At 62.8% G+C, this 25,064-nt stretch carries 24 protein-coding genes, 2 tRNA genes and 3 pseudogenes; 12 read left to right on the top strand and 17 right to left on the bottom strand.

Going from position 1 to position 25,064, the window contains the following annotated elements; translation table 11 throughout:
- Positions 1-273 precede the first annotated feature (273 nt).
- Positions 274-350: transfer RNA gene (locus tag C8D03_RS15705), tRNA-Pro, on the bottom strand.
- Between the two features lie 183 nt (positions 351-533).
- Between C8D03_RS15705 and C8D03_RS15700 the strand changes: the two genes are divergently transcribed.
- The 3 genes and pseudogenes from C8D03_RS15700 to C8D03_RS15695 all read left to right on the top strand — a co-directional run bounded on the left by C8D03_RS15700 (position 534) and on the right by C8D03_RS15695 (position 2,694).
- Positions 534-608, top strand: a tRNA-Gln gene (locus C8D03_RS15700).
- A gap of 109 nt (positions 609-717) precedes the next feature.
- Positions 718-894, top strand: a pseudogene (locus C8D03_RS27180) (DUF6538 domain-containing protein); the annotation flags it as partial.
- A gap of 3 nt (positions 895-897) precedes the next feature.
- Positions 898-2,694, top strand: coding sequence for a site-specific integrase (locus tag C8D03_RS15695; RefSeq protein WP_210203930.1), 1,797 nt, complete (start codon positions 898-900; stop codon positions 2,692-2,694).
- 106 nt (positions 2,695-2,800) lie between these two features.
- Here C8D03_RS15695 and C8D03_RS15690 read toward each other — a convergent pair whose 3' ends face one another.
- From C8D03_RS15690 to C8D03_RS15675, 4 genes are all read right to left on the bottom strand, one after another.
- The gene (locus tag C8D03_RS15690; protein WP_108047515.1) at positions 2,801-4,939 is read right to left on the bottom strand and encodes an AAA family ATPase; all 2,139 of its coding nucleotides are present in this window, start codon (positions 4,937-4,939) and stop codon (positions 2,801-2,803) included.
- A 3-nt stretch (positions 4,940-4,942) separates the two neighbouring features.
- Complete coding sequence (locus C8D03_RS15685) at positions 4,943-5,746, bottom strand: metallophosphoesterase (protein ID WP_108047513.1); 804 nt, start codon at positions 5,744-5,746, stop codon at positions 4,943-4,945.
- Entirely contained in the window at positions 5,743-6,141 is a 399-nt protein-coding gene (locus tag C8D03_RS15680; protein ID WP_108047511.1) for a hypothetical protein, read from the bottom strand. Before C8D03_RS15680 ends, C8D03_RS15685 begins: the two co-directional genes overlap by 4 nt.
- Positions 6,142-6,243: 102 nt before the next feature.
- Positions 6,244-7,128 carry a hypothetical protein gene (locus C8D03_RS15675; RefSeq protein ID WP_108047509.1) on the bottom strand — a complete coding sequence of 295 codons (885 nt, stop codon included), beginning with the start codon at positions 7,126-7,128 and terminating at the stop codon, positions 6,244-6,246.
- A 78-nt stretch (positions 7,129-7,206) separates the two neighbouring features.
- On the opposite strand from C8D03_RS15675, the gene C8D03_RS15670 reads away from it, so the two are divergent.
- The 5 genes from C8D03_RS15670 to istB all read left to right on the top strand — a co-directional run bounded on the left by C8D03_RS15670 (position 7,207) and on the right by istB (position 12,187).
- The gene (locus C8D03_RS15670) at positions 7,207-7,464 is read left to right on the top strand and encodes a helix-turn-helix transcriptional regulator (protein ID WP_348981704.1); all 258 of its coding nucleotides are present in this window, start codon (positions 7,207-7,209) and stop codon (positions 7,462-7,464) included.
- Positions 7,465-7,662: 198 nt separating this feature from the next.
- On the top strand, positions 7,663-8,442 hold the full coding sequence (locus C8D03_RS15665; RefSeq protein WP_146170192.1) for a hypothetical protein: 780 nt from the start codon (positions 7,663-7,665) through the stop codon (positions 8,440-8,442).
- Between the two features lie 119 nt (positions 8,443-8,561).
- Positions 8,562-9,806, top strand: a complete 1,245-nt coding sequence (locus C8D03_RS26205) for a hypothetical protein (RefSeq protein WP_146170191.1) — start codon at positions 8,562-8,564, stop codon at positions 9,804-9,806.
- Positions 9,807-9,827: 21 nt separating this feature from the next.
- Complete coding sequence (gene istA / locus C8D03_RS15650) at positions 9,828-11,327, top strand: IS21 family transposase (protein ID WP_108047323.1); 1,500 nt, start codon at positions 9,828-9,830, stop codon at positions 11,325-11,327.
- Positions 11,324-12,187 (top strand): IS21-like element helper ATPase IstB, encoded by an 864-nt coding sequence (gene istB / locus C8D03_RS15645; protein WP_108047321.1) that lies wholly within the window; start codon positions 11,324-11,326, stop codon positions 12,185-12,187. Before istA ends, istB begins: the two co-directional genes overlap by 4 nt.
- A gap of 845 nt (positions 12,188-13,032) precedes the next feature.
- Here the strand turns inward: istB and C8D03_RS15635 are convergent.
- From C8D03_RS15635 to C8D03_RS26985, 3 genes are all read right to left on the bottom strand, one after another.
- A complete protein-coding gene (locus C8D03_RS15635) occupies positions 13,033-13,707 on the bottom strand; it encodes a hypothetical protein (RefSeq protein ID WP_108047501.1) in 675 nt (224 codons plus the stop codon).
- The gene (locus tag C8D03_RS15630) at positions 13,704-14,375 is read right to left on the bottom strand and encodes a DNA-binding protein (protein WP_108047499.1); all 672 of its coding nucleotides are present in this window, start codon (positions 14,373-14,375) and stop codon (positions 13,704-13,706) included. The genes C8D03_RS15635 and C8D03_RS15630 overlap by 4 nt, the downstream gene beginning before the upstream one ends.
- A 185-nt stretch (positions 14,376-14,560) precedes the next feature.
- Positions 14,561-14,692: a hypothetical protein gene (locus C8D03_RS26985; RefSeq protein WP_282568599.1), complete on the bottom strand. Its 132-nt coding sequence runs from the start codon at positions 14,690-14,692 to the stop codon at positions 14,561-14,563.
- Here C8D03_RS26985 and C8D03_RS15625 point away from each other — a divergent pair.
- A pseudogene (locus C8D03_RS15625) lies at positions 14,692-15,465 on the top strand (IS5 family transposase); the annotation flags it as partial. The gene C8D03_RS26985 and the pseudogene C8D03_RS15625 sit on opposite strands and share 1 nt — an antisense overlap.
- 144 nt (positions 15,466-15,609) lie before the next feature.
- On the opposite strand, the gene C8D03_RS15620 reads toward C8D03_RS15625, so the two are convergent.
- On the bottom strand, positions 15,610-15,813 hold the full coding sequence (locus C8D03_RS15620; protein ID WP_146170190.1) for a hypothetical protein: 204 nt from the start codon (positions 15,811-15,813) through the stop codon (positions 15,610-15,612).
- Between the two features lie 489 nt (positions 15,814-16,302).
- Between C8D03_RS15620 and C8D03_RS27175 the strand changes: the two are divergent.
- Positions 16,303-16,415, top strand: a pseudogene (locus C8D03_RS27175) (integrase core domain-containing protein); the annotation flags it as partial.
- 256 nt (positions 16,416-16,671) lie between these two features.
- On the opposite strand, the gene ccoS reads toward C8D03_RS27175, so the two are convergent.
- The 8 genes from ccoS to ccoN are packed head-to-tail and all read right to left on the bottom strand — an operon-like array spanning position 16,672 to position 23,578.
- A complete protein-coding gene (gene ccoS / locus C8D03_RS15615) occupies positions 16,672-16,863 on the bottom strand; it encodes a cbb3-type cytochrome oxidase assembly protein CcoS (protein ID WP_108047493.1) in 192 nt (63 codons plus the stop codon).
- Complete coding sequence (locus tag C8D03_RS15610) at positions 16,860-19,115, bottom strand: heavy metal translocating P-type ATPase (RefSeq protein ID WP_108047491.1); 2,256 nt, start codon at positions 19,113-19,115, stop codon at positions 16,860-16,862. Before C8D03_RS15610 ends, ccoS begins: the two co-directional genes overlap by 4 nt.
- Entirely contained in the window at positions 19,112-19,936 is an 825-nt protein-coding gene (locus C8D03_RS15605; RefSeq protein ID WP_108047489.1) for a DUF2189 domain-containing protein, read from the bottom strand. Before C8D03_RS15605 ends, C8D03_RS15610 begins: the two co-directional genes overlap by 4 nt.
- A gap of 10 nt (positions 19,937-19,946) precedes the next feature.
- Entirely contained in the window at positions 19,947-20,135 is a 189-nt protein-coding gene (locus C8D03_RS15600) for a hypothetical protein (RefSeq protein ID WP_210203929.1), read from the bottom strand.
- Complete coding sequence (gene ccoP, locus C8D03_RS15595; protein ID WP_108047487.1) at positions 20,132-21,013, bottom strand: cytochrome-c oxidase, cbb3-type subunit III; 882 nt, start codon at positions 21,011-21,013, stop codon at positions 20,132-20,134. Before ccoP ends, C8D03_RS15600 begins: the two co-directional genes overlap by 4 nt.
- Positions 21,001-21,174 (bottom strand): cbb3-type cytochrome oxidase subunit 3, encoded by a 174-nt coding sequence (locus tag C8D03_RS15590; RefSeq protein WP_108047485.1) that lies wholly within the window; start codon positions 21,172-21,174, stop codon positions 21,001-21,003. The genes ccoP and C8D03_RS15590 overlap by 13 nt, the downstream gene beginning before the upstream one ends.
- 10 nt (positions 21,175-21,184) lie before the next feature.
- Positions 21,185-21,937, bottom strand: a complete 753-nt coding sequence (gene ccoO, locus C8D03_RS15585; RefSeq protein ID WP_108047483.1) for a cytochrome-c oxidase, cbb3-type subunit II — start codon at positions 21,935-21,937, stop codon at positions 21,185-21,187.
- Between the two features lie 3 nt (positions 21,938-21,940).
- The gene (gene ccoN, locus C8D03_RS15580; RefSeq protein WP_108047481.1) at positions 21,941-23,578 is read right to left on the bottom strand and encodes a cytochrome-c oxidase, cbb3-type subunit I; all 1,638 of its coding nucleotides are present in this window, start codon (positions 23,576-23,578) and stop codon (positions 21,941-21,943) included.
- A gap of 315 nt (positions 23,579-23,893) precedes the next feature.
- On the opposite strand from ccoN, the gene C8D03_RS26860 reads away from it, so the two are divergent.
- Both C8D03_RS26860 and C8D03_RS26485 read left to right on the top strand, forming a co-directional pair.
- Positions 23,894-24,778, top strand: coding sequence for an IS3 family transposase (locus tag C8D03_RS26860; RefSeq protein ID WP_108047479.1), 885 nt, complete (start codon positions 23,894-23,896; stop codon positions 24,776-24,778).
- A gap of 23 nt (positions 24,779-24,801) precedes the next feature.
- On the top strand, positions 24,802-25,038 hold the full coding sequence (locus C8D03_RS26485; RefSeq protein ID WP_181301002.1) for an integrase core domain-containing protein: 237 nt from the start codon (positions 24,802-24,804) through the stop codon (positions 25,036-25,038).
- Positions 25,039-25,064: the final 26 nt, after the last annotated feature.

The raw sequence follows: 25,064 nt of genomic DNA, 5'->3' as shown, positions 1-25,064 counted from the left end.
GCGTTCTCTGCTGCCGATCGTCGTCACCGCGAACTCTGCAATGACCCCAATGCTCGCCGCATCGACCGCACCACCACTCCGGATTCGAGACGCCTGGCTTCGGGGCGACGCCATCTCGGGGTGAGGCCACGAAAACACCGCGGATGGCGATGAGCTTCGACGATCCCCAAGGAGCACGGCTCGGCATGCATTGGCGCCGCTCCGATCCGTCCGGACAAAGAAAAAGCCCCGAAGGGCTTATCTCGCGACAGGTCGAAATAAAGCGGGAAATTTTGGTCGGAGTGGCAGGATTTGAACCTGCGACCCCCTCGTCCCGAACGAGGTGCTCTACCAGGCTGAGCCACACTCCGATCAACTGGTGGCGGGCTTATAGCCAGCGCTGCGGCTCGGCGCAACAGGCCTCGGGCCCCTCGACGTCGAATTATCTCCGGCGTTCGCAGGCGGCCCGCGAGAGCACTGCGATCGCGCTGCATCGCGGGATGCCTCTGGCAGGTTGCGCGAGGCTCCGACGCGTTCTAGAAGGCGCGGCGCATTGGGGCGTCGCCAAGTGGTAAGGCAGCGGTTTTTGGTACCGCCATTCGGAGGTTCGAATCCTCCCGCCCCAGCCAGCCCTCCGAAGTCATTGAAAAGACGGCCTGTCGTCCTGGCTGAGTAGATTTTGTCCCCAACTGGGGCACAGGGCTGAGGCACGGGACCGGTACACGGAGGCTGGGCTTCATGCCGGTCGGCACAAATCTCGAACGGCGAGGCGCCGTTTACTATTGGCGTCGTAGAATCCCGCCTCGTCTCGTCGGCGTAGCCGGTCGATCGCATCTGCGCATGAGCTTGCGGACCAAGGAGCCGGCTCAGGCAAGAGCGCTTGCAGCCCATCTCGACGCGACCGCAATGGATGTGTTCATGTCAGCCAACGCGCCCGCGCTGTCGCAGCAACAACTGGAGGTGATTTTCCAGCAGGCTCTGCGCGATCATGCGCGGAAGCTGGACACCATCCGGGCGATGGATCTCCGGGACGGTCTCAGGGGTCCCGACATCCTGGCCGAGGAGGATCGCGCCGCCGGCCTGGCCTATACGGTGCTCGCGCGTCGGGGCACCTCCGCGACAATCACGCCAGCCGAGCGAGAACGCCTGAGCGCCGCCGGCGAGGCCGACACGACGATCGATGCCGTCACGGCGCTGTTGGATGAGATGCGTCTCAGCGGCCAGACAGGCGCATCCGTGGGACGATTGACGGCTCTGATCGAGACAGTCGGCGCCCTTGCGACACCTGCCAATGTCGCGATTGCCGAGCGGGCATATCTCCAAGCGTTGGGAGAGGCCCTGCTCGGCTCTGCCGCTGCCTATGGAGCCGATCCCCTGCCCAGGACGGCCAGCATTCCGCAGGGCTCCAACTACACAGCGCCGGTCGCTGCCATCGCGCTCGACAGCAGCACAGTGGTTCCCGATCCGTCGAAGGTCGGACGGGATGTCATGGTAGGTGCCGCCCCGCAGCGGCTGGAAGCTGACGCTCAGCCGGACGAGGCCGAGCGCGGCGACTACATCGGGACGATCACGGAGGTTGCGGCAGAACTGATCCGGAGGAAATCCAAGGAAGACTGGACTGCGAAGACGCAATCGCAGGCCGAGATGATCTTCGAGCTATTCGACCGCTTTCTTCGGCAAGAGCGCGGTGTCGATCGGATGCAGAGCCTTCGCCAGGCCGACATCGTGGAATTCGACCGTCTGCTCGACGTGATCCCAAAGAGCTTCGGGAAGAGCCCGAAGGACAAATTTTTGACGATTGCGGATATCCGTCGATCTGCCGAGGCCAAGAAGCCCGAGGAGCGGGGACTGGCGGCTGGCACGAGAAACCGGCACATCACCTTCCTGACGATGCTCTTGGCCACTGCCGATAGCATGGGAATCCGTCTTGCGGATAAGCTCTCCTTCAAGGGCTTTCGCGCCTCCAACAGAAAGAGGGCGCGCGACGAAAAGCGGATTCCGCCAGAAGGAAACGTCGGGGCGCTTTTTCGACATCCGATCTTCACCGGATGTCGCGATTGGAACCATATCAACGACGAGGGGCCTCTGGTATTTCACCGTGCGGCATATTTCGGTCCGCTGCTCGCCCATTATCACGGATTGAGGCGCGAGGAGTTCTGCGGCCTGCACGTCGATGACCTGGTCTCAAGAGAAGTGGCGTTCCCCTATTTGAAGATCGTCCCCAACAGCTTCCGTCGCTTGAAGAACCCGCAGTCGAAGCGTGATCTGGTGCTCCATTCCGAGATTCTGCGGTTGGGTTTCGTGGAGTACGTGCAGGCCGTTCGCGAACTCGGATACCAAAGGGTCTTCCCCGAGCTCTTTTCTCCTTCGTCTCGGAGCCCCTCGGGTGACCGCTTCTATGACGAGGTCTCGCCAGCGATGCAGGCGTGTGGGTTCACCACACACCAGATCAGGCATTTCTTCAACAACACGCTGAAACAAGCGGGCGTCCACGCTGAGATCCGTGAGGATCTGATGGGGCATGGTGGCGAGACCGAGACGACCGAGCGCTATGTGGACGCCGCCTATGCAGCCCTTCAACTGGCAGCCATTGCCAAGATGCGAACGCCGACATCCGTCTTGGAGCGCACCGAGATTCGGATCATTCCGTGGATCGCCGCCAAGCAACTCCCCCCGTGGTCGAAGGCGGCCAAACTCTCGTCCAAGGCAGGTTAAGCTATTCGAACGTGCTGTTTTCAACCTTCTCGAACTCGCCCACCGGGTTGGCTGGCTGGCTGGCTGATAGCGAGCTGTTGCTCCGCTGACACCGGCAACTTGGCGATCATAGTTTTCTATCTTGAGCGCCGCTTACCGCACTCCTCATAACCGCATCGATTTCATTGGCATCGAGCATGCGGCGTTCTGCGAGTGCTGCGGCCAGCTCGATGATCTCCCGCTTGTGACGCTGCACCAGCATGACCGCCTTATCCTGCAGACGGTTCAAGTCGGCTTCGACCGCTGCAGCGAGAGTCCGGTCCGCGGCCAGGATGCGCATCGCGTCGGTGGCACCGCCCCGATGCGTGAGATGGCCGCGCAGACCGAAGGCGGCATGGGCGGCCGTGACCCATTCGGTCGCCTTCTCCAGATCGCTGACCGCACCTGTGTTTGGGCCATCACCCAAAACAATGTCGGTAGCGCGGCCGGCCAGGACCGCCACGATCTGATTGTCGAGCTGATCGCGATTAGGAGTTCGGTCGATGACGAACTCCGCCCAGCCGCCCGCATTCCCTTCCGCCTGGATCGTGACCGAACGGACCTCGATCCCAAGGCTCCTTGCGACAACGGTATGGCCGGCTTCGTGAAGAGCGACCGTTCTCAACTCCTGCCGCGAGCGATCTTCTTCGGCCGCCATGACGGAGCGCAAATCCTCCAGGACGATCGGCCGCGCCGCGTTGAGCGCCTTGCGACGGGCCTGCCTGATCCACTGCACTGCATCGGCCCCGGTCGAGCCTGGAACCTGGCGCGCGAGGGGCAGCAGGTCGATGCCGAGCAGATCGACGCCGAGATGCAGCCGCAGGATGCCGGCAAAGCCCTCCGCATCGGGCGGCGGGATCAGGAACGATCGATCGAAGCGACCAGGGCGTCGAATTGCGGCATCGACCCTATCGACATGATTGGTGGCGCCGAGAAGAACCACACCGCTTTTGTCGGCGCGGACCTGATCGATTCGGAGCAGGACGCTGGTGATAACCGGCAGCCACCAATCCGCCCCCCTCGCCGAAATTTTGGCCCTGTCGGGCAGCGCATCGAGTTCGTCGATGAACAACACGGAGGGTGCGCAGGCGAGCGCCCGATCGAAGACGGCCGACGCCGCCTTGATGACACTGTCGAGGTACCCGGGTCCGGCCTTGAACCAATCCGCGATGGAGGTTTGCACAATCGGCAACCCCGCGGCCATCGCCACCGCCCTGGCCAAGGTCGTCTTGCCCGTCCCCGGCGGCCCATGGAAGATCGCGCTCTCCAGCTGACCCGGAGGGATCAGCCCGGCACGCATGCGGCGGACATCCTCGACGAGATCGAGGGCCCAGTCCCTGGCCTCGCCATAACCCGTCAGCTCCGCGAGCGGCGGAGTATCGTCGGTGGAGCTGGTCACTGTGGTTGCCGCCGATGCACGCTTCAGGCGTTCCGCGCAGGCTCTAGCCGAACTGCCGAGCCGAAGAGTGAGACCGAGTTCCTGCAGATCGAGACCTGCGAGTTCCGCTCCCGAAATCGGTGGCGCCGAGCGACCGGTCCAGCGCCGGATGACCTTGCGCATAAGCGCTGGCGTCGGGCTCTTGATGGTCATCTGGAGATCGGCCGCGCCGCGCAACAGAGCCGGCAGCCGCTGGTCGGGATTGGCGGCAATGCCGATGACGGTGCGCCCTGCCTGCAGATCCTGGATGATGTCCTTCCCCGCATTTTCGCGGGCCTTGATCTCGCCCTTGCCGGTATGGACAGCCGGATGCTGGTCGAAGCTCTCCATCAACTTGCTAAGCGGGTATTCCCAGGCCTCCGTTGGAACGCGCACAACCATCACGAGCGTCTTGCCGGACGGCATCTTGCGCAGATCGAGCCGGGCAGCGCGGGCCTGCTCCTCATAGGCCAGCTCGACGATCAGGTCGATCGGATTGTAGATGGACTGGACGGCGCGGCCGGCTGCGGCGCCGCTCGCAGGACTGCCGGAGCTGCGGCTGCTCTCGTTCTGGTCAGGCCCTTCATCCTCCGCTTCGGGATGGTCGGTCCCGAGACTCCACACCGTATCGTCGTCAGCTCTGGCATCGGCCGCAGTCTGCTGATCGCCAGCCGCGCGCACGCGCTGGCTCTGCGCGAGGCGAGCGAGGACACCGCCGCGGGGCGGATTGGCGGGTTCGGAGTTCGGCTGGGTATCGTCGAGAATCATGTTGGTTGCCTGATAGGAGCAGAACGAAGAGTTGCCGGTCATTCGTCACGCACCCGGCGGGCCGGTTGCGCCGACCTCGACCACGAGACCCGGATCGAAGCCGGGGTTCTCGCCCCGCTGTCCGCGCGGATTGGCCAGGATGCGTGTTGAGCCAATGCGCAAATCCACAGAGCGATGCACATGTCCATGGACACAGAGCTCGGGCCGGCCTTCCGCGATCAGATCGGACAGATCCGAAGCATCGGCCGCATCGAGCAGCGCGCCTGCAAAACGCGGATCGCAGCACGCCGGATGGGGAGCATAATGCGTAATCACGATGGTCGGACCGGCGAAACGCGCGGCCAAGGCGTCCGCCAGGAAACGGCGCGCTGCGGCACTTAGGAGCGCCGCTTCCTCCGGTCTGAAGAGAAGCCTTGGCTCGCCCGTCCACGTGATGCGCCTGTGATCATGCACAGCGGTGCCGGCGGCCTCCATCGCTGCGAAGCGCAGCCGAGCGCCATGCAGCGCATAGTCGGTCCAAAGCGTGGTGCCGAGAATGCGGACCCCGGCGAGGACGGTCACCTCGTTCTGCAGCAGCGTGACGCCATGATCGCGGGCCGAGGCACGGGCCTGGGCCAACCGCTCGGCATGGACGCCGTCCCAGAACTCACGGTTGCCCAGCACTGCGACGATCGGCAGCGGTGCGAGAAGCAGGGCCCGCAAGGCGGGGAATGCGAGCGCCGGTCCGTCGACGGTATCGCCGGCGATGATGACCGCGTCGATATCGGAGCGGAGCGCGAGAAGGGTCGACGATCGCGCCGGGTCGAGGTGGAGATCGGAAAGGATCTGAAAGCGCGCAGGACGGGTCATGTCGACCTCCCGGAGAAGTGCGACGGCAACAAGGCCTGCTCGACGGCACGCACGATCCGACGCTGGCGCTCATGGAAACGCACATGCTCGAGGATCAGACGGCAGGCCTTGTTCTCATCGCCGCGGAGGAGCAATGCCGTCATCACCAGATCGCGTCTCGTGCCGTCGTCATCATGCATGACGTGAAGCGCAAGCTTGGACGCCATCGCCGCATCGCCCTGGGCGGCCTCGGGGAGCCCAGGCGTGCCCAGGATCGCGACATGTGCCAGCAAGCTACGAAGACGGATCGCGACATCAGCTTGCAGGGGCAGAGCGGCAACGGTCCACAGTCGCAACAGGGCGGGAGCAGAGGGCTCCAGCGTCGGGGTCGACTGACCGGCGGGATCGTTGGTCATGGCAAAGCGTCTCCATGCGCGCGGACGAGTTCCGCGCGGCGGGTGTGCAAGGATGGAATTGGAAAGGGAGCGTTGCGGGGACTTACACCGCTCCCGCGTCGGCTACTGGACCGTCGGCCGCGAGGCCTTGCCCCGGGCTTTCGCTCGCGGCGCAACAGCGTTGTCGTTCACACCCTGCCGACCGGCGGGCTTCGGCTTGACGGGATTGGCGAAGGGGTGCGCCTGCAAGCTGCCATCATCCGCCGCCAGCAGGATATTCTGGGCGATGGTCAGGAGGCGGGGTACCTCGCGAAAAACCTCGACCCGAAGCCGGTCGGTGACCGCGTCGACGAGCTGCCTGACCGGAACGCCGAACATCGTGTCGATGCCCTCCCGGGTCACGGTGAGGCCGTCCGAGAACCCGCTGCGCCCGTAGTAGTCGAGCAGCCAGCTCTCGTAGCTGCGCGGCTCGCAATCGAAGCGCGGCCGCAGGAACGACGGCAGCTGCAGCCTGGCGCAGCGCAGATCGCGCTCGATCAGGCGACGCTTTCGGACCTCCGTCTCACCGCCACCGCGCTTGATCTCGATGATCTTCGCCGCGCCCGTCGTCAGATGGATCGCGATCAGGTCGAAAATCGCAACCCGCCGATACGGCCCATGCGCCGAGGCCGTCAAACCGACAAGGGACTCCGGCGTATTGGTTGCCACAATCGACTCGGCCGCGTCCGTGATCGGCATCTCGACCTGACGCAGCACCAGATACTCGCCGCTGCGCTCCAGCCCCTCGCAGACCGCGGCGTCGAGCAGGCCGCCGTGCCGCTTGACGACGGACGAGAGATACGAGTTACAAAGGCTGAGGCCCGGACCGAGCAGCGGATCGGCAACGAAATCCGCCTGCAAGGCCCCCGTCGCCGCCCGCTCGATGCTGGCGATCAGCGAGGCGGGCATCGGCACCGGCGAAGACGTGGAAGTGGTGAGGATGTGAAGGTGGTCGTTGGCCTTGGCCATGGTGATGAGCTCCTGTTGTGGACCTGCTGTCCACAGAAGCTATTATGCATCTTTGATGCACAAGCGCACTATTAATGCATGAACATGGTTAATCGATTCCAAGTATGTGCAGCGCGAGGTTGGCTGGGCATTTCTCAACAAGAGCTCGCCGACCTCTCGGGGGTGGCCAAACGGACCATCGCACATCTCGAAACAGGCGACAGGATTCCTCATGATCGGACCCTGCGTGACATTCAGCAGGCGCTCGAAAGCCGGGGTGTAGAGTTCGTTTTTGAGAATGGCCGGGGCATCGGCCTCCGAGTGCACTCTCCGGATTGGATGGATCTCAGAAAGTAGCCGCGTTGGGGAAGATTATAGCTGGGAATGTGCGCAACAGATCAGCACGCTTGTGCGGCGGCGGTCGCACATCTGCTCGTCGAACAGGTGCTTCTGGAAGGCGTTCTGGATCTGCTCCGCCAGACTTTTCATTGCCGTCTCGTCGCGCGGCAAAGTGGAGCCTAACCTGCCGGCCTTTGCTGACGTGACATTTTTTTCTTGCGTTCTGAAGTGATGACGACGAGTTGGTATCTCCGCGGCGAGGCTGCGATTGACGCGTTGGCGAACGTCGAGCAGGGCGATCGCGAACTCATGTTCGTGAGTTTGGCGAGTTCGCGAGGCATTTCTCCGCAGACGCTCAGACGCGAAGCGGCCACGGCGCGATTTCTCGGGTCTCTAACCAAGACCCATCGTGAGCTCGGCAACCAGCTGCAGGCTGCTCCCATGGCCGCTGTCGAGCATCTGATGCGCTGGTATCGCCATGATGTGGTTGGAGCGATCGAGGCGGCAGAGAAACTCGCGGCAGGTGCTCACAGCGTTCGCAGCCTCCAGCATGCCGAACGGGCTGCGCGCGACCAGGGCCAGGGTGGTGGCGAGCGCGGGCGCAGTCGCGAGGCTGCCTATCGCGATCGCCTGAGCAAGAGCCTGCGCGCGATCGGGGGGACGATCGAACCGTTCCGGACATCATATAAGATCGACGAGGTTCCCTTCGATTTCATGTGGCAAACCCAGGGCCGCCTGGATGTGATCGTCTTGATTGTGGGCCCGTACAGCGACCCGACGCGGTATTCGTCGCGTCGGATCGATTGGTGTTTGAGGGCATGCTGGTTGGCGCGAATTGCTGGCCGAGTGCTAATGGTGCTACCGGATGCAGGCTTCGAGGCGCATTATCGTGGCTTCCTGTCGACGCACAGTGCGAGGGTCGACTGCATCGTCTCCTTAAGCGGTGAGATTTCAGGTGCCGACCTGGAGGAGGCCACTGGCTATCTCGCACGATAGGCTCGCAATCATCCAGGTCCCGTGTTTGTGACTTTCTCGCGCGGGGATCATGCTGCAGCCAGTCCGATAATAGAGGGCCGCCCGATCAGGGGCCGCCGATCGGATGCTGGATGCCGGCGATGAAAGTGCTCGAAATCTTGGAGCGAGGTCAAGAAATCCTCGCAGGCCTGCCCGATCGCGGCCTGCCGGGAAAGACGGCCGCATCGTACCAGAAGACCCACGACCGCATGCGGGTCAGCGGCTGCATGGATCCCATGAACGGGGCGCGAACCCGGGACACGTACGGCGTCCGCCGCGCGGCACTGCACTATGGAGCCTCGGTAACGCTTCGAGGCCTCGTAAATGAGCTTGAGCGTGCCAGCACGAGCCGCGATGTCGAGAAGATCCAGGCGGCGGCAGGTGCGCTTCACACGTATACCGAACTCGTAGCAGTTCCATTGCAGCGTCACCCGCCTGAGGCAGAAGTCGACTTCTCCACCCGCTCACCATGGCAGGACAAGGCTGAGAAGCCGCGGCGCGGAGCAGGATCGAAGAAATTCATCCTGCCTTCGCTGCCCCCGGGCTGGCGCGAAAAACTCTGGCTCGCCCTCCCGGAAACCAGTCGCTATCGCACGGTCATCGCGACGATGTGCCTTTGCCCCGCACGCCCCGGCGAATATGTCTTCGGCATCCGGGATGAACAGTATGCGCCCGGGGTTCAGGTTCTGAGACGCGGAGATCAACTGCTGATCTATACCGTGCCACTCAAGTCGCATGGTGGACAATACGGGACTGAACTCGCCGGTGTTGAGGTGTCGATCGCTCAAGGCGGAGCCCCTGCTCGGCATCTGGCGAATCTGTGCGACGAGACGGGTGGATCGATCGAGGTGATGGCGGATGGAGCAGATGCGCTGCGAAAGGCCGTCGGACGGGCAGCAGCGAGCGCGAGCCTGAAGGGCGTGACTCCATACTGCTTCCGAGCTCAGTGGATCGCCGACGCGAAATCAACCCTCGGATCAGGCGAGGCGGTCGCTGCGGGCGCCGGTCACATCAGCGTCAAATCGCAATCGCGCTATGGCCGCGCCGAGCATGGGCGCAAGGGGGGCGGTGGCCTCCTCGGCACTTTCAGCAAGCGCCAGCCCCGACAGCTGACCGCAGAACGCCAGGCGCGCTTTTCTCGCTTGAAAGAACATGCTCACCAATTGCGCACGGCAGGCGCAAAGGGGATTGTTGGCGGAGACATTTCTGGATCGTCAGTTGGATCCGCCGTCGCCCGGAGCGAGCCGCTGAAATTCCGTGTGCACGGCGGTGAGAAAACCATCCAGTGGAGCGCCTGCGTTTGTGCCGGCGCGGGCGGCGTAAAAGTCGGCCATTGGATAGGCTGACCCCTTTCGGGGTTGGCGGGGATGTTCGCTGTGGAGATTTACGCGGCGGTTCGCGATTTCGTTTTCAACCAGGAGAAGAGCCGGCGGGAAGCGGCTCGCGTGTTCGGGCTGAGCCGCGAGACGGTTGCGAAGATGTGCCGGTTCTCGCTGCCGCCGGGCTACACGCGCACGAAGCCGGTCGAGAAGCCGAAGCTGGGTCCGCTTCTGCCGGTGATCGATGCGATCCTGGAGGCGGATCGGACGTCACCGGTGAAGCAGCGTCATACGGCGAAGCGGATCTTCGAGCGCCTTCGTGACGAGCACGGCTTTGCCGGCGGCTACACGGTGGTGAAGGACCATGTGCGGCTCTGCCGGGCGCGGGGCCGGGAGACCTTCGTGCCGCTGGCGCATCCGCCTGGTCACGCTCAGGTGGACTTCGGCGAGGCGATCGCGGTGATCGGCGGGGTGCGGCAGAAGATTCACTTCTTCTGCCTGGACCTGCCGCAGTCGGACGCCTGCTTCGTGAAGGCCTATCCGCGCGAGACGACGGAGGCGTTCCTGGACGGGCACGTCTCGGCCTTCGGCTTCTTTGGCGGCGTCCCGCTGTCGGTGCTCTATGACAACACGCGCATCGCGGTGGCGAAGATCTGCGGCGATGGCCGGCGCGAGCGGACACGGGCGTTCACCGAGCTGGTAAGCCACTATCTGTTCCGGGATCGGTTCGGCCGCCCGGGCAAGGGCAACGACAAGGGCAAGGTCGAGGGGCTGGTGAAGTATGCCCGCTCGAACTTCATGACGCCGATCCCGGTGGCGGCGAGCTTGGCCGAGCTGAACGCGATGTTGGCCGAGCGTTGCCGCCGGCGGCAGGACGAGCGCGCCGGTCGTCACGCGCAGATGATCGGCGACCGTCTCGCTGCCGATTGTGAGGCCCTGCGCCCCTTGCCGGCGGTGCCGCTGGAGCCGTGCGAGAAGCGTGGCGGGCGGGTCTCATCGACGGCGCTGGTCCGTTATCGCTCCAACGACTACTCGGTGCCGACGGCCTATGGCTTCCAGGACGTGATGGTGAAGGGCTTCGTCGAGGAGGTCGTGGTCCTGTGCAGGGGCGAGGAGATCGCCCGGCATCCGCGCAGCTACGGGACCGGCGTGTTCGTCGCCGATCCGCTGCACTATCTGGCGCTGATCGAGGTCAAGCCGAACGCGCTCGACCAGGCGGCGGCGTTGCAGGGCTGGGACCTGCCCGAGACCTTCCAGCACCTTCGCCATCTGCTGGAGGCGCGAATGGGCAATCGCGGCAAGCGCGAGTTCATCCAGGTGCTGCGGCTGATGGAAGCCCTTCCGCGCGAGGTCGTGAGCTTGGCCGTCGGCGAGGCAATCCGGCTCGGTGCGATCGGCTTCGACGCGGTGAAGCTGATCGCGCTGGCGCGTCTGGAACGGCGCCCGGCCCGCCTCGACCTGGCGGCCTATCCGCACTTGCCGAAGACGTCGGTGAAGACGACCTCGGCCGCCGATTATGCCGTGCTCCTGCCAGGAGCGGCAGCATGACGGGCGCGGCGAAGGAGTCGATGCCGGCGGGGACCACCGCGGGAACGCCGCAGATCCTGCTGGCGCACCACCTCAAGCATCTGAAGCTGCCGACCGTGCTGCGCGAATACGACAAGGTGGCGCGGGAATGCGCCCGGGACGGCGTCGATCATCCCCGCTATCTGCTGCGGCTGGTCGAACTCGAACTGATCGACCGGGAACGGCGCATGGTCGAGCGGCGGATCCGGGCGGCGCGCTTCCCGGCGGTGAAGAGCTTCGACACCTTCGACTTCACCGCGATCCCGAGCCTCAACAAGATGCTCGTGCTGGAGCTGGCGCGCTGCGGCTACATCCTGCGCCGGGAGAACATCATCGCGCTCGGCAACAGCGGCACGGGCAAGACCCATGTCGCTCTCGCGCTCGGGCTGGCCGCTTGCCAGAAGGGCTTCTCTGTCGCCTTCGCGACGGCGGCTTCCCTGGTAAATCAGCTCCTCGAGGCCCGCGACGAGAAGCGCCTGCTCCGGCTCCAGCGCGAGTTGCAGGCGGTCAAGCTGCTGATCGTCGACGAGCTTGGTTATGTGCCGCTGTCACCGACCGGCGCCGAGCTCCTGTTCGAGGTCTTCTCGCAGCGCTACGAGCGCGGCTCGACCATCGTCACCTCGAACCTGCCCTTCGAGGACTGGACCTCGGTCCTGGGATCGGAGCGGCTGACTGGCGCGCTGCTTGACCGGCTCACCCACCACGTCAGCATCCTGGCCATGAACGGCGACAGCTACCGCCTCAGGCAATCCGCTGGCCGCCGGCGCGCCACCGCCGCGGCGGAGCAAAACCAGGCCACCCCAGACAACGCCGATCCAGAAACCGGCGAGATCATCCCCTGATCAATCCCGACAGCGGATATGGCGAGGGCCCCGATCGGGGCCCTCGCCATATCCGCCGCTCCCCAACGCCAGTGGCCTGCTTTTACTCCGCCACGATGGCCTGGAATCCGACCGCCGTTGACACGCGGCGCGGAGCAGGATCGAAGAAATTCATCCTGCCTTCGCTGCCCCCGGGCTGGCGCGAAAAACTCTGGCTCGCCCTCCCGGAAACCAGTCGCTATCGCACGGTCATCGCGACGATGTGCCTTTGCCCCGCACGCCCCGGCGAATATGTCTTCGGCATCCGGGATGAACAGTATGCGCCCGGGGTTCAGGTTCTGAGACGCGGAGATCAACTGCTGATCTATACCGTGCCACTCAAGTCGCATGGTGGACAATACGGGACTGAACTCGCCGGTGTTGAGGTGTCGATCGCTCAAGGCGGAGCCCCTGCTCGGCATCTGGCGAATCTGTGCGACGAGACGGGTGGATCGATCGAGGTGATGGCGGATGGAGCAGATGCGCTGCGAAAGGCCGTCGGACGGGCAGCAGCGAGCGCGAGCCTGAAGGGCGTGACTCCATACTGCTTCCGAGCTCAGTGGATCGCCGACGCGAAATCAACCCTCGGATCAGGCGAGGCGGTCGCTGCGGGCGCCGGTCACATCAGCGTCAAATCGCAATCGCGCTATGGCCGCGCCGAGCATGGGCGCAAGGGGGGCGGTGGCCTCCTCGGCACTTTCAGCAAGCGCCAGCCCCGACAGCTGACCGCAGAACGCCAGGCGCGCTTTTCTCGCTTGAAAGAACATGCTCACCAATTGCGCACGGCAGGCGCAAAGGGGATTGTTGGCGGAGACATTTCTGGATCGTCAGTTGGATCCGCCGTCGCCCGGAGCGAGCCGCTGAAATTCCGTTTGGACCGCCTCCCAAAGGCTGCCGACTTCGGCGGCTCCGCCCCCGCCGGGAGCAAATTCCACGACGCTGCGCCCCTGGTCAAACGCTCTCGAGAAGGCGAGCCGATGGGTGAGCTGACCACGCCATACCCGGCCGCCGGCAGGTTTTAGAATTTCCCGCGCTTCTCGAAGGTCCGGCGCATCCGTCCCGCCGCGGCGCGGCGCCGCTCCAGTCAGTACAATACCGTGACGCCGCTGGAACCGCTGGGCGATTTCGATCGTAAAAATGGCCGCGCGGAGATCGGTCGTTGCTGAGCGCGTCGGTATCAGCGTCAGATCGGCGATGCGGATGGCGAGCTCGGTCAGCTCAACGGCGTTGGCGGGCGTATCGATCACGATCCAGCCACGATTCGGCCCAAGCCGGTCTCTTGCAGTTTTGAAGGCCTGTACCAATGCCGCAGGCGTAAGCGCTGTGACGGCGGTCAAGTCGCCATCTTGCCGCCTCTCCTGCACCCAGGTGCTGAGTAGTCCCAGCCGATCAGCGTCAATGACAACCACGGGCCCTTCGCCAAGCTGGAAGGGAATCAACTGAGCGCCGACCGTGCTCTTCCCGGCTCCTCCTTTCATATTGGCCAGAGCAAGCGACTTCATGACGATTTGGCGAGCGACTGGAGCAAGGTTTCGATATCCGCGCTGGGACCGTGGCGCAGCGCATCGACGAACTTGGCATGTGCCAGGATCTCGCCCTCGCGCGCCGCCAACTGCTGGCGCAATACAAAAAGCTGCTTTGCGGTCTCGTCGCAACGGGCGGAGAGCTGCGATGTCTCCGTTTGCACGCGATGAGTGTTCTCGTTTGCCATCTCCAGATCGGCCTCCAGATGCGTGATCGCGAGAAGCAGCTCGTCGATACGCATCTTGGATGAGGCGCGCTCGCCTTCGAGTTCGATCGCGGCGGCCTTGGTTGCCTCCATCCATACGGAGGCAACGAGAGAATGCCCCAGATGGGACAGATCATCGGGCATATCCAGGGCGATCACGCTTTCGGCGGGACGCCACGATCCAATGAATCGAGAGATTGTTGAGTAGGATCCACTGCCGAGTTCTTCCCGCACCGCCTTGTAGGTCGGCTTCTCGCCGCGCTTGTTCACAGCATCGCACGCCGCATGGATGCGTGCCTCCTGCAACCTGTCCGTAGCGAACGGCTCAACCCAGGACACCTTCACCTCCGGCGCGGCGCTACCGGTCGCTACGGGGTTTTGATCGACGCTCTCGGCAGGTAGATTGTCGTCGAGTTTGGTCTGTTTGCGCTTGTCAGCCATCTGGGTTCCTCATGAAAGTAACGTCGATACACTGTCTAATGAAGCATACCTCGAATTTGATCGCAATCCGACCCGACAGAATTCGCGGGCATGGAAGAGCCGATCATGCGGAAGGGGTTAACGACACACCCACGCGATGTAAGGATGTAGGAGGTGTAGCGCTGGCCGCTACACCTCTACTCTGGTCAATCGATCCGCGAGATCGACGCCGTCGCCGAGGAGGCGGGGGCGAGGGCCGGCAAGGCTCGCGCCGAGGAGTTCGCATCAAGGCCATGATCAGCGATCGTCTTCAGGCCGAAGCCCGCGGCCTTCGGCACGCGCGTATCCGACGAATTTGACGGATGAGGAATGGCGCTTCATCGCGCCGTTTCTGCCGCCGGTGCCGAGGCGCGGTCGTAAGTCGACGACCGACCTTCGCGAGGTGCTCGACGCGCTGCGCTATCTCCCGCGGACCGGTGGCGGCTGGCGGATGCTGCCGAACGATTTTCCACCCTGGCAGACGGTCTACTGGTGGTTCCGGCGCTTCGTTCGTCGCCTGCTGTTCAATACGATCCATGACGTCGCGCTGATGCTGGATCGCGAGCGCGAAAGTCGGGAGCCGTCACCGACCGCCGCCGTGGTCGACAGCCAGTCGATCAAGGCGCCGGCGGCGGATAAGCGCGGGTTCGACGCCGGCAAGAAGTTGGTCGGCCACAAGCGTCATATCGCCGTCGATACTGATGGCAGGCTGCTCATGGTCAATCTCACCACCGCCGATATCTCCGACAGCGCCGGCGCCCAATCCATCGTCGCAGCCATTCGCAAGCGCTGGCCCTGGCTCAAGCATTTGTTCGTCGACGGTGCCTTTGATCGCACCCGCCTCATGGATGCCGCCGCCTATCGCGACTTCGTCATCGAGATCGTCCGCCGCACCAACAAGGAGCCCGGCTTCAAGGTGTTGCCAAGGCGGTGGGCCGTCGAGCGAACCTTCGGCTGGATGTCCCGTTGGAAGCGCCTCGTCCGAGACTATGAACAGCGCCTCGACGCCTCAGAGGCCATGATCCACGTCGCCCTCGGAAGCCTCTTGCTGCGGCGCCTCGTCCATCCATGAGCATTCTCAAACGGACTCTCAGACCTCGGCTGCGAGGCAGCGCGAGCAGCTCGCGCTCCTCCGGCGTGTTCTCGAGGCAGCCGGAGAGCGCGGCTTCGTATTCGGCTTCCGTTATGATCGTCTGGGCGCGGTCCTCCGACTCGATCAACCATACCCCCGAGGCTCGGTTCCCTCGCGCTGCCGGCGCCAGCGTTCGGCCTGCGCAGCGGACCAGGCCATGTGCCCGGCATGCGCGGCCCAGCCCTCAGCGCCGATGAAGGACAGGCAGGTCTCGAAGGCCGATCGAAAGGCGCGCATCGCAGCCTCGCGCGTCGCCCCCAGGCCCGCAAGGGCGGCGACGGCGGGCAAGCCGTTCCCATGCCGGCCGGCATGAAGATGGATGGTCCACTCCCAGCGCCCAGGTTCGTCCGACCGGCCCTGGCCGGCCACGATAGTCCCGACGCCGACGCTCTCATGGAAGACGCACCAGCCTGTCCCGGTCCCATTCCGGGATAATAGCCGAATCCTGCCGGCGCAGAACCAGCGGCACAGCGCCCTGATCTCCTCCTCGAATTCCTCGGGGATCAGGCATGCCGCACCAGCACGGCGAGCGCGCTGACCTCGCCAGTCTCGTCTTCGGCCGTGCCATGGATCACGGCGACGCCCTCGGCGATGCGCCCAAGATCGCGCAACTTTTCGGCGTTTGGGCTTGGGGCTAGGCCGGACCTACTTAGGAATCCACGACCCCGCGCGGGAGGTAACCCCATCCTGATCAATTTTCACGCGCGCAGCTTGTTTACGTGATGGACCCCGCCGCCATGCGACCATCTCTAGCATCGTTCGGTCTGGCGGTAATACAGGCTTCGCGACAAGCTCCTCAAGAGCGAAATCTTCTACAGCCTCGCCGATGCCAAACCCGTCAATGGAAATTGAGAGCGCGACCCCACTCATCGCGCGGATACCGGCCCCCGTGCCGCCGTCATTTTGCCCCAACCAACACCAACGCCAGACACGACTCCGAAACCGACCAAACATTAGATTAAAACCGGGCCACTCCATTGGGGACAGACCAGAGGTCAGCGTCAGAAAAATGCCGCGACAACAGCTATCACCGACACAGTGAGCGCGGCGAGGCTCGGGATAATGACTAAAATTCCGAATGCCACGGACAGGGCCGCAACCCAATCGAATTCTCTGTCGGACGAATAGCGCATCACATTCCCTTTCTCATTCACGACTCTTGTCTCGCGAACATTCCGTTTCCGTAAGCGGTGTGTCGTTTGCCTTGTGAAGGAGTACCCGTTCCGCCGCGCCGTCCAGATCCTCAAGCTGGCCGCTTTTCATAGACCAGAGGAACGCGAGGAGCCCGGTCAATCCCATGCCGAGCGCGACCAGCACGAGCCATGTCAGCAGGCTCATGCAACCCTCACCAGGCGGCCGTCAGCGTTACCCGCGCGAGTCGGTTTCGGCACCGTTCCCGCGCCGGAAAGGCGCAACGCGTTGGCAACCACCAAAATCGACGATGTGGACATGGCAACCGCCGCGACAAGCGGCGTGACATGCCCGGCAATAGCGAGCGGAAGAGCAAAAGCATTGTAAGCGATCGAGAGCGCTATGTTCTGCCTTATCAGCAACCGAGCCTTGCGGGCGATAACGATCGCCTCTGGGACGGACTCCAGGCTGGTACCGAGAAAGACAAGATCCGCCGCGTTGCGCCCCACATCAGCGGCCGTTGATGGAGCCATTGAGACAAACGCTGCGCCAAGGGCCGGCGCGTCATTCAACCCATCGCCGACCATCAGGGTCTTGCGACCGTCTATACGAAGTGCCTCGAGGCGGTCGACCTTGTCACGAGGCAGCATCCCCGCCGTAGCAGCATCCACGCCGACTGCGTTCGCGGCCTTTCTCACCCCCGCTTGCGTATCTCCGGACATGATCTCGATGTCTATGCCTAGATCCACCAGGCGACGGACGGCTGGGGCTGCTCCCGGGCGCAGGCTGTCCGAAATCTCGAACGTGCCGAGAACGCGCCCGTCGACGGACAGACACACGCCCGAAGACGCTGAGGCCGTATCGGAACATCCTTCGGCCCAAGAGCGGCGGCCGAGCCTGTAGGTACGATCATCGATCACCCCTTCGACGCCACATCCCGGCTCCTCCCGAATATGCTCGAAAGTCAGGCTCGCGGCGGGCCGCAGCGCAGCCACCGCGCGCGAATAGGGATGCCAGGATAGAGCCGCGAGCGAGGAGGCCTTTTCGACCTCGTCCATCGGCACGGTGAACGACGTAACCTGAGGCAGACCGGATGTCAGAACGCCCGTCTTATCCAGCGCGACGTGATCCACCTCGGCGAGCCTTTCCAGGGCCGCGCCGTCCTTCAACGTCACGCCGAATGTGAAGAGCCGGCGCGCTGCCACGGCCTGCACCATGGGAACTGCGAGGCCTAGCGCACAGGGACAGGTAATGATGAGCACCGAGATCGCCACCGTAAGCGAACCGTGCAGGTCGCCTGCTACTGCCATCCATCCAACAAACGTCGCGAAGGCGAGCAGATGAACCACGGGGGAATACAGCGCAGCCGCCCGGTCGGCTATGCGGCGGTAGCGAGCTCGGCCGCCCTCGGCGGCCTCCATCAGCCTTGTCATATCCGCCAGGAATGAGCTCGTTTGCGGGCACTCCACGCGCAACGTCAGTGGGCCATCGAGATTTAGCGATCCCGACAATACATGCGCGCCGTGATCCACCCGTTCCGGAACGGATTCCCCGGTTACCAGCGACAAGTCCAGCGAAGCGGTGCCCGACACCACGGTTCCATCCGCCGGAACTCGTTCGCCCGCAAGAACCAGGACGGTCTCACCTTTTGTGATCGAGGAGGCTTCCCGGTATTCTCGGCTGCCATTGGCCTTCAAAACGGTTGCGCCCCGCGGCATCAGCCGCGCCAGCGACCTCACCGCGTTGCGAGCCCGGCCGCGCATTGCGTGGTCCGCCGCACGGCCGGCAAGAAGGAAGAACAACAGTGACGTGACCGCGTCGAAATAGGCGTGCGGCCCGCCCTTCAAAGTGTCGTATGTGCTGAGGGCGAATGCGAGCAACACGCCGACGCTGATCGGAACGTCCATGTTTGTCCGACCTGTACGAAGGGCTCGCCAGGCGGAAACAAAAAAGACGCGTCCGGAATATAGAAGCGTTGGCAGAGCGACCGCCCCTGAAATTAGATGAAACACATGGCGCGTCTCAGCGTCTGATCCCGACCAGATCGATACCGATAGCGCCATGATGTTCATGGACGCGAAGCCGGCGACTGCGGTCGCCCGCAGCAGGCCGGACAACTCCGGATCATCGCGTCCACTGTCGGCTGCTGCGAACGTTGCCTCGTAACCTACCCTTCGCAAGGTCTCGATAATCGCCGGCGGGTTGCCGCCCTGCCGCCATTTTACAACGACTCGCTTGGCCGTGAGATTCACCCGCGCCGAAAGAACGCCTTCAATCCGACCGAGCGTGCATTCAATGGCAGCGATGCAGCCGGCGCAGTGAGCCTGAGGAACGGAAACATCGGTCTGAAACGTGCCGTCGCCGAGATCTCGGCTCGCGAGCACGATCTCCTGCCCGGAGATCTCGCGAGCCGGTCCCAGCATAAGGGCCGATTCAGCCCCAGGAGCGCAGCAGCTCACGGATCGAGCCCTGGACCCGCTACGGCCTTATAGGCGTGCCACGTCGCGTGACCCAACATCGGGAAGATAACGATCATCCCGATGAGGCCAGTCAAAACGCAAACGGCAAAAGAAGCCAGGACAATGGCTCCCCAGGCGATCATAGGCCGCAGGTTGTTCCAGACCAGCTTCATGCTCTCGCCCATCGCCGTTAGCGCATCGACCCGACGGTCAAGCAGCATGGGTACGGCGAAAACGCTGATGGCGAACGCAAAGGAGGCAAAAAGCCCCCCGACAACCGTCCCGACAAGCAACATGGCCCAGCCGTACGGAGAACCGAGGAGAATCCAGACGACGTTCTCGATGCCCGGAAAGCCGGTGACGCCAAAGAAAAGCGCCCATAACAGCACCGCGGCCCTGTTCCAGAGAAGCATCAGCAGGCACAGCAGCAGGCCCGTAAAAAACACCTGTGCGCCTGCCTTGGGCCGGACACGTAGCATGGAGCCAAATCCGACCTCCCGCCCTTCCTCAAGCGCTTTGCTCTTTTCATAAAGGCCGATTGCGAGGAACGGGGCGACGATCATAAAACCGGCCAGGGCCGGAAAAAGAATGTAGTCGCGTCCAAATTGGACAAGCGTCCAGATGAAGGCAACCGAGAGCACGAAGACGCCGATGCCGTAGGCGATGCTGGAGGAGGGATGAATCCAGAGATCCCGCCACCCAGCTTTCAGCCAACGCATCCCCTCGAATATCGGAAGATTGCGCTGCAATCGGGGGTCGTGGGTTTCACCGACGCCGGACGTTTCGCTCAGCAACCAGTACGACTTGTCGGTTTCGCCCATGTTCTTCTCCTCAACAAGCAGGCTTGGCGGCGCGATAGCTGCCGCTGCTGCCGGTCTCCTTGACATGCGCCACGCAACCGGACTGCGAATGGAATGCGACGTAGACGAGATGCGCGTTTGCGCCGGCAAACACTAACAGGCCAACCGTGACCAGTAGCCAGGGTAACCAGCGGCGGGAAAGGCGCAGTCGTTCGATCACGGCCGCCTTATCCCTAGATCGTGGACGTACAGCGCGAGCGTCCGGATGTCGGCCGTTGTCAGGCGCTCATCCCAGGTGGGCATGTGCCCCTGCCGACCGCCATGCACGGAGGCTATGATCGTCTCCATGGTGCCGCCGTAGATCCAATAGGCGTCGGTCAAATTAGGGGCTCCGAGATCCCGGTTTCCCTGGGCGTTCTCCCCATGGCAAGCAGCGCAGCTCGCCGCAAAGACCTTTTGCCCAGCGGTGATCCGGTCAATGTTCTGTGGCGTCGAGTAAGCTGGATTTGTCAGCGAATAGACATAGGCTGCCACGCTGCGGACTTGCTCACGGTCGAGCATCGCATCGCGACCGAAGGCCGGCATCTGGCCTACTCGGGATTTCGAATGTGTGGTGTTAATGCCGACGCGCATGGTCTGCTCAATCAGCTCGGGCCCGCCACCCCATAGCCAATCGTCATCGGTCAAATCCGGGTAGTTGATGCCTCCCTTGGCGTCACGTCCGTGGCACGCGGCGCAATTGTCCCCAAACAGCTGACGTCCCGTGCGGCGGACTCTCTGCATTAGGACCTCATCGGCGAGAATGGTGTCGTAAGGCTCAGTTTCGAGTTTCGCCTTCCACACGGCGCGCTCGTTCTGACCTTCCACAATACGTTGCTCGCCCGCCGTGCGCTGACTTAGACCGAGAAGCCCCTTCGTGTATGTCGTACCCAACGGCCAAGCTGGTAAGAGGAACCAGACGGCAATGGCCCAGAGATGCGTGACAATGATGAACATGAGCACGCCGCGTGGCACGGGCGTGTCCAATTCCTTGATGCCGTTCCACTCATGGCCGGTCGTCTCCCGGCCGCTGACGGGATCGCGCTCTACTTCTGCCATGGCCTATCGTCCTGTTCGAGGATGCTGTGCTTGGCGCGATCAAACCGCTTTCTGTTTTTGGGCCAAAAAGCGTAAGCCACAACGCAGATGAAAAAGACCATGAGATAGAGCAGCCCCCAGCTTTTCGAGAAGGCCACAAGCGTGTCGTGATCAAGGTGCATCACGTCCTCCTCAATCTTTAGGATCGGGCGGCTGCTGGGGAGCAGCAGTGTTGCGGAAAGCAGCGTCCGTCAAACGCCCCAGCACTTGCAAATACGCCACCAGCGCGTCCATTTCAGTGACGTTCGTGGTGACGCCGTCAAAGGCGCTCAATTGGGTCTTTTCGCCATATCGCTGGGTCACACCCGCGGCGAAACTTGAATCGGGCGTCGCCTGGCCATAGGCATCTTGAGCAGCGTTTTTGACCATTTCCTCAGTATAGGGCACTCCAAGTCGGCGCTGCACAGCCAGATGCGCTCCCAGGTCATCAGTTCTCAATTCGGTGCGGGCTAACCATCGATAGGCAGGCATATTCGATTCAGGAACGACAGCGCGAGGGTTAGTCAGGTGCGCGACGTGCCAGAGATCAGAGTACTTGCCACCTATGCGGGCCAGGTCCGGGCCCGTGCGTTTCGATCCCCAAAGCATGGGTCGGTCATACTTGGATTCAACGGCAAGCGAATAAGGGCCATATCGCTCTACCTCGTCCCGAAGTGTACGGATCATCTGGCTGTGACACGCGTAGCACCCTTCGCGGACGTAGATGTTTCGGCCCGCCAGTTCCAAGGGCGTATAGACCCTCATGTCGGGTGCTTTCTCCACGGTCTCGTCGATCGTGAAGAGGGGTGCGATTTCGACGATTCCGCCAACGCTCGCGGCCGCGATGATTGCGATGACGAAGCCGATGGCGGACCGTTCGATCTTGCGGTGGAACATTTCAGGCATTCGTCATTCCCCCGGCACGACGGCGGCCAGAACGGGGACGTCTGTTTCCCGACTGAGCAGCGGCACTGAACGAACCGTCATCCACATATTGTAACAGCCGATCACAGCGCCGATGAGGAAGAGCAATCCGCCGAAAGCACGCGCAATATAATACGGATACATCTCGACCAAAGAGTCGACAAACGAGTAAGCGAGAGCACCGTCCTCGCTATAGGTCCGCCACATCAGGCCCTGGATGATGCCGGAATTCCACATAGCGAAGACATAAATCAGCGTTCCAGCGATCGCGAGCCAGAAATGAACTTCGACAAGGCGTGCTGAATACATTCCCTCCCGCCGCCAAAGACTCGGGACGAGAGTATACAAAGAGCCAAACGTTATGAGCGCCACCCATCCCAAGGCTCCGGCATGTACGTGCCCGACAGTCCAGTCAGTGTAGTGGGAAAGCGAATTGACGGCTCGGATCGCCATAAACGACCCTTCGAACGTGGAAAGCCCATAGAAGACGGTCGCGGCCATCATGAAGCGCAGCGTCGCGTCGTCACGCACGCGGTGCCACGCGCCATTGAGTGTGAGCAGTGCATTGCCGGCCGATGCCCAGGAGGGGACGAGCAGCATGACGGAGAAGGTCATGCCGAGTGTCTGAACCCAATATGGAAGTGCCGTATAATGCAGGTGGTGAGACCCGGCCCACATGTAAAAGAATGTTATTCCCCAGAAGCTCAGGATCGAAAGTCGATAAGAAAAAATCGGCCGCCCCGCCCTCACTGGCAGATAATAGTACAGCATCCCTAGGAAGCCAGCGGTCAAGAAGAAGGCGACCGCGTTGTGGCCATACCACCATTGGACCATTGCGTCCTGCACGCCCGGCCAAACCGTGTAGCTCTTAGAACTGCCCCACGATACTGGAAGCGCCAGATTGTTTACAATATGCAAAATTGCAACAACAAGAATGAATGCCATAAAATACCAATTGGCAACGTATATATGCGGCTCCTTCCGCCGCGCAATTGTCGCTATAAAAAGTATAAAATAGGTCACCCAGACGATTACTAGCCAGAGATCTGCGTACCACTCCGCCTCCGCGTACTCCTTCGACTGCGTCACCCCGAGCAGGTACCCGGAAACGGCAAGCAGGCAGAACAGGTTGAAGCCCAACAACACGAACCATGGACTGATTTGGCCAGCCAGCCGTGCACGCGAGGTCCGCTGAACCACGTGGAACGAGGTCGCGATCAGTGCATTGCCGCCAAAGCCAAAAATGACCCCCGTCGTATGCGTGGGTCGCAATCGACCGAAACTGGACCAGGGAGCGTCAAAGGCAAGGTCGGGCCAAGCCAGCTGCGCTGCCACCCAGACTCCCATGAACATGCCAAACACCGCCCAGCCCATCGCCAGTACGATGCCCGCTTTGATCGGATCGTCGTAATAGGACGCCTCTCGGTTCTCGCTCGGCTCCGGTCCGAAGGCCGACGACGCCACCAGCCAGGCCACGCCGCCTGAGAACAGCATCACGATCACGCCGTGGACCCCGAGGACGTCTTGCCCGCCCGCCAGTGCCATGATCAAGCCCAAAACGGCAACTGCAACTGCAATGGCGAAAGCGCCCTGCTTCTCCGGGGAGGTGAAGTTCCCTAGCATTATGCGTCTCCTGGAGCCGAATATGACAAAGGTTTTTCTCCGATAAAGGACGCCCTCCCGACAGGCTCAATCAGACAATACCTGCCGCCATGGAGATTCGCGACTGCCTGCCGCCAGTTTCCTTCGAATTGGGCTAGCATGGTTATTCATCCCATATTTCCGCGCCGCGACTGGGGTTCGGCATAGCTCTCTCGAGGACCGAACCATCGCACCTGTTGGCATCGCGCCAATAGCGATTGGAGTGCGCCCCTTGAGGCGGACAGTGTGACGACAGGGAATTGACCGGGGAGCCGGGCTTTCGAAGGATGAAAGCCCATGGCCCAACACCGCACCCACAGCATCGAGTTCAAGCGCCAGGTGGCGCAGGATTACCTGGCTGGCGAGACGCTCCACAGCCTTGCCCATCGACACGACCTGTCGCGCAACCTGATCCGCATCTGGATTCAAAAATTCGAGGGCGGCGCCTTTGACGACGAGGCCGCCGCCGTCGATACGATCGAAGCCTACGAGGCGCATCGCCGCGCTGGAGCGGCTCGTCGGCAGGCAGGCCCTGGAGATCGAGTTTCTAAAGGGGGCTCTGAAGCACGGACAGCGGCCGAGAGGCGCGACTACATCTGTCGTCACCGGCCCCGCGGCATCTCTGTCGCAAAAGGATGCCGGCTGATGGGGATCGCGCGCTCGACCTACTACGATAAGCCGGCCATCAGCATCGACGACACCGAGCTCGTCGAGACGATGGCAGCGATCTCCGAGAGCTTCGAGGCCTATGGCTATCGCCGGATGCAGGCCGCGCTGCGGCATCGCGGCCTGATCGTCAATCACACGAAGATCAGGCGATTGATGCGCGAGCACAGCCTCCAGCCTCGACGGCGTCGGCGCTACATCGCCACCAGCGATGGCGATCACGAGTTGCCGATCTTCCCGAACCTGGCGAGGGATATGGTCCCGGGCGGGCCGAACCAGCTCTGGGTGGCCGACATCACCTATGTCGCGATCGCCGCCGGCTTCGTCTACGTCGCCGTCATCCTCGATGCCTGGTCGCGCAAGGTCGTCGGCTACGCTATCGGCCGATCGATCGACGTCAGGCTGACACTGGCCCCCTGCGCACAGCCATCGAAAAGCGAGGGCCGCCGCCCGGCTGCATCCACCGCACGGACCGCGGCTCGCAATACGCGGCCGGGCGCTACCGGCAGGCCCTAGCCGAACATGGCCTGGTCGGATCGATGGGGCGCCGCGGCAATCCCTATGATAACGCCAAGGCCGAGAGCGTCATGAAAACGCTCAAGGTCGAGGCCGTCTATCCGATGGCCTATGAGACGTTCGACGATGTCGCTGCCGACCTTCCGCGCTTCATCGATCAGGTCTACAACGCCAGCCGACTGCACTCCGCGCTCGGCTATCTCAGTCCGCAGCAGTTCGAGGATCAACACGGCCGGCTCACGGTCAAAACCGCAGCCTGATCCTGTCTACCCGCAGGGGCGCACTC

This window comes from Bosea sp. 124, from assembly GCF_003046175.1.
Classification (GTDB): Bacteria; Pseudomonadota; Alphaproteobacteria; order Rhizobiales; family Beijerinckiaceae; genus Allobosea.
The sequence above is the reverse complement of the archived record's forward strand: the minus strand, read 5'-3'. Positions and strand labels throughout refer to the sequence as shown.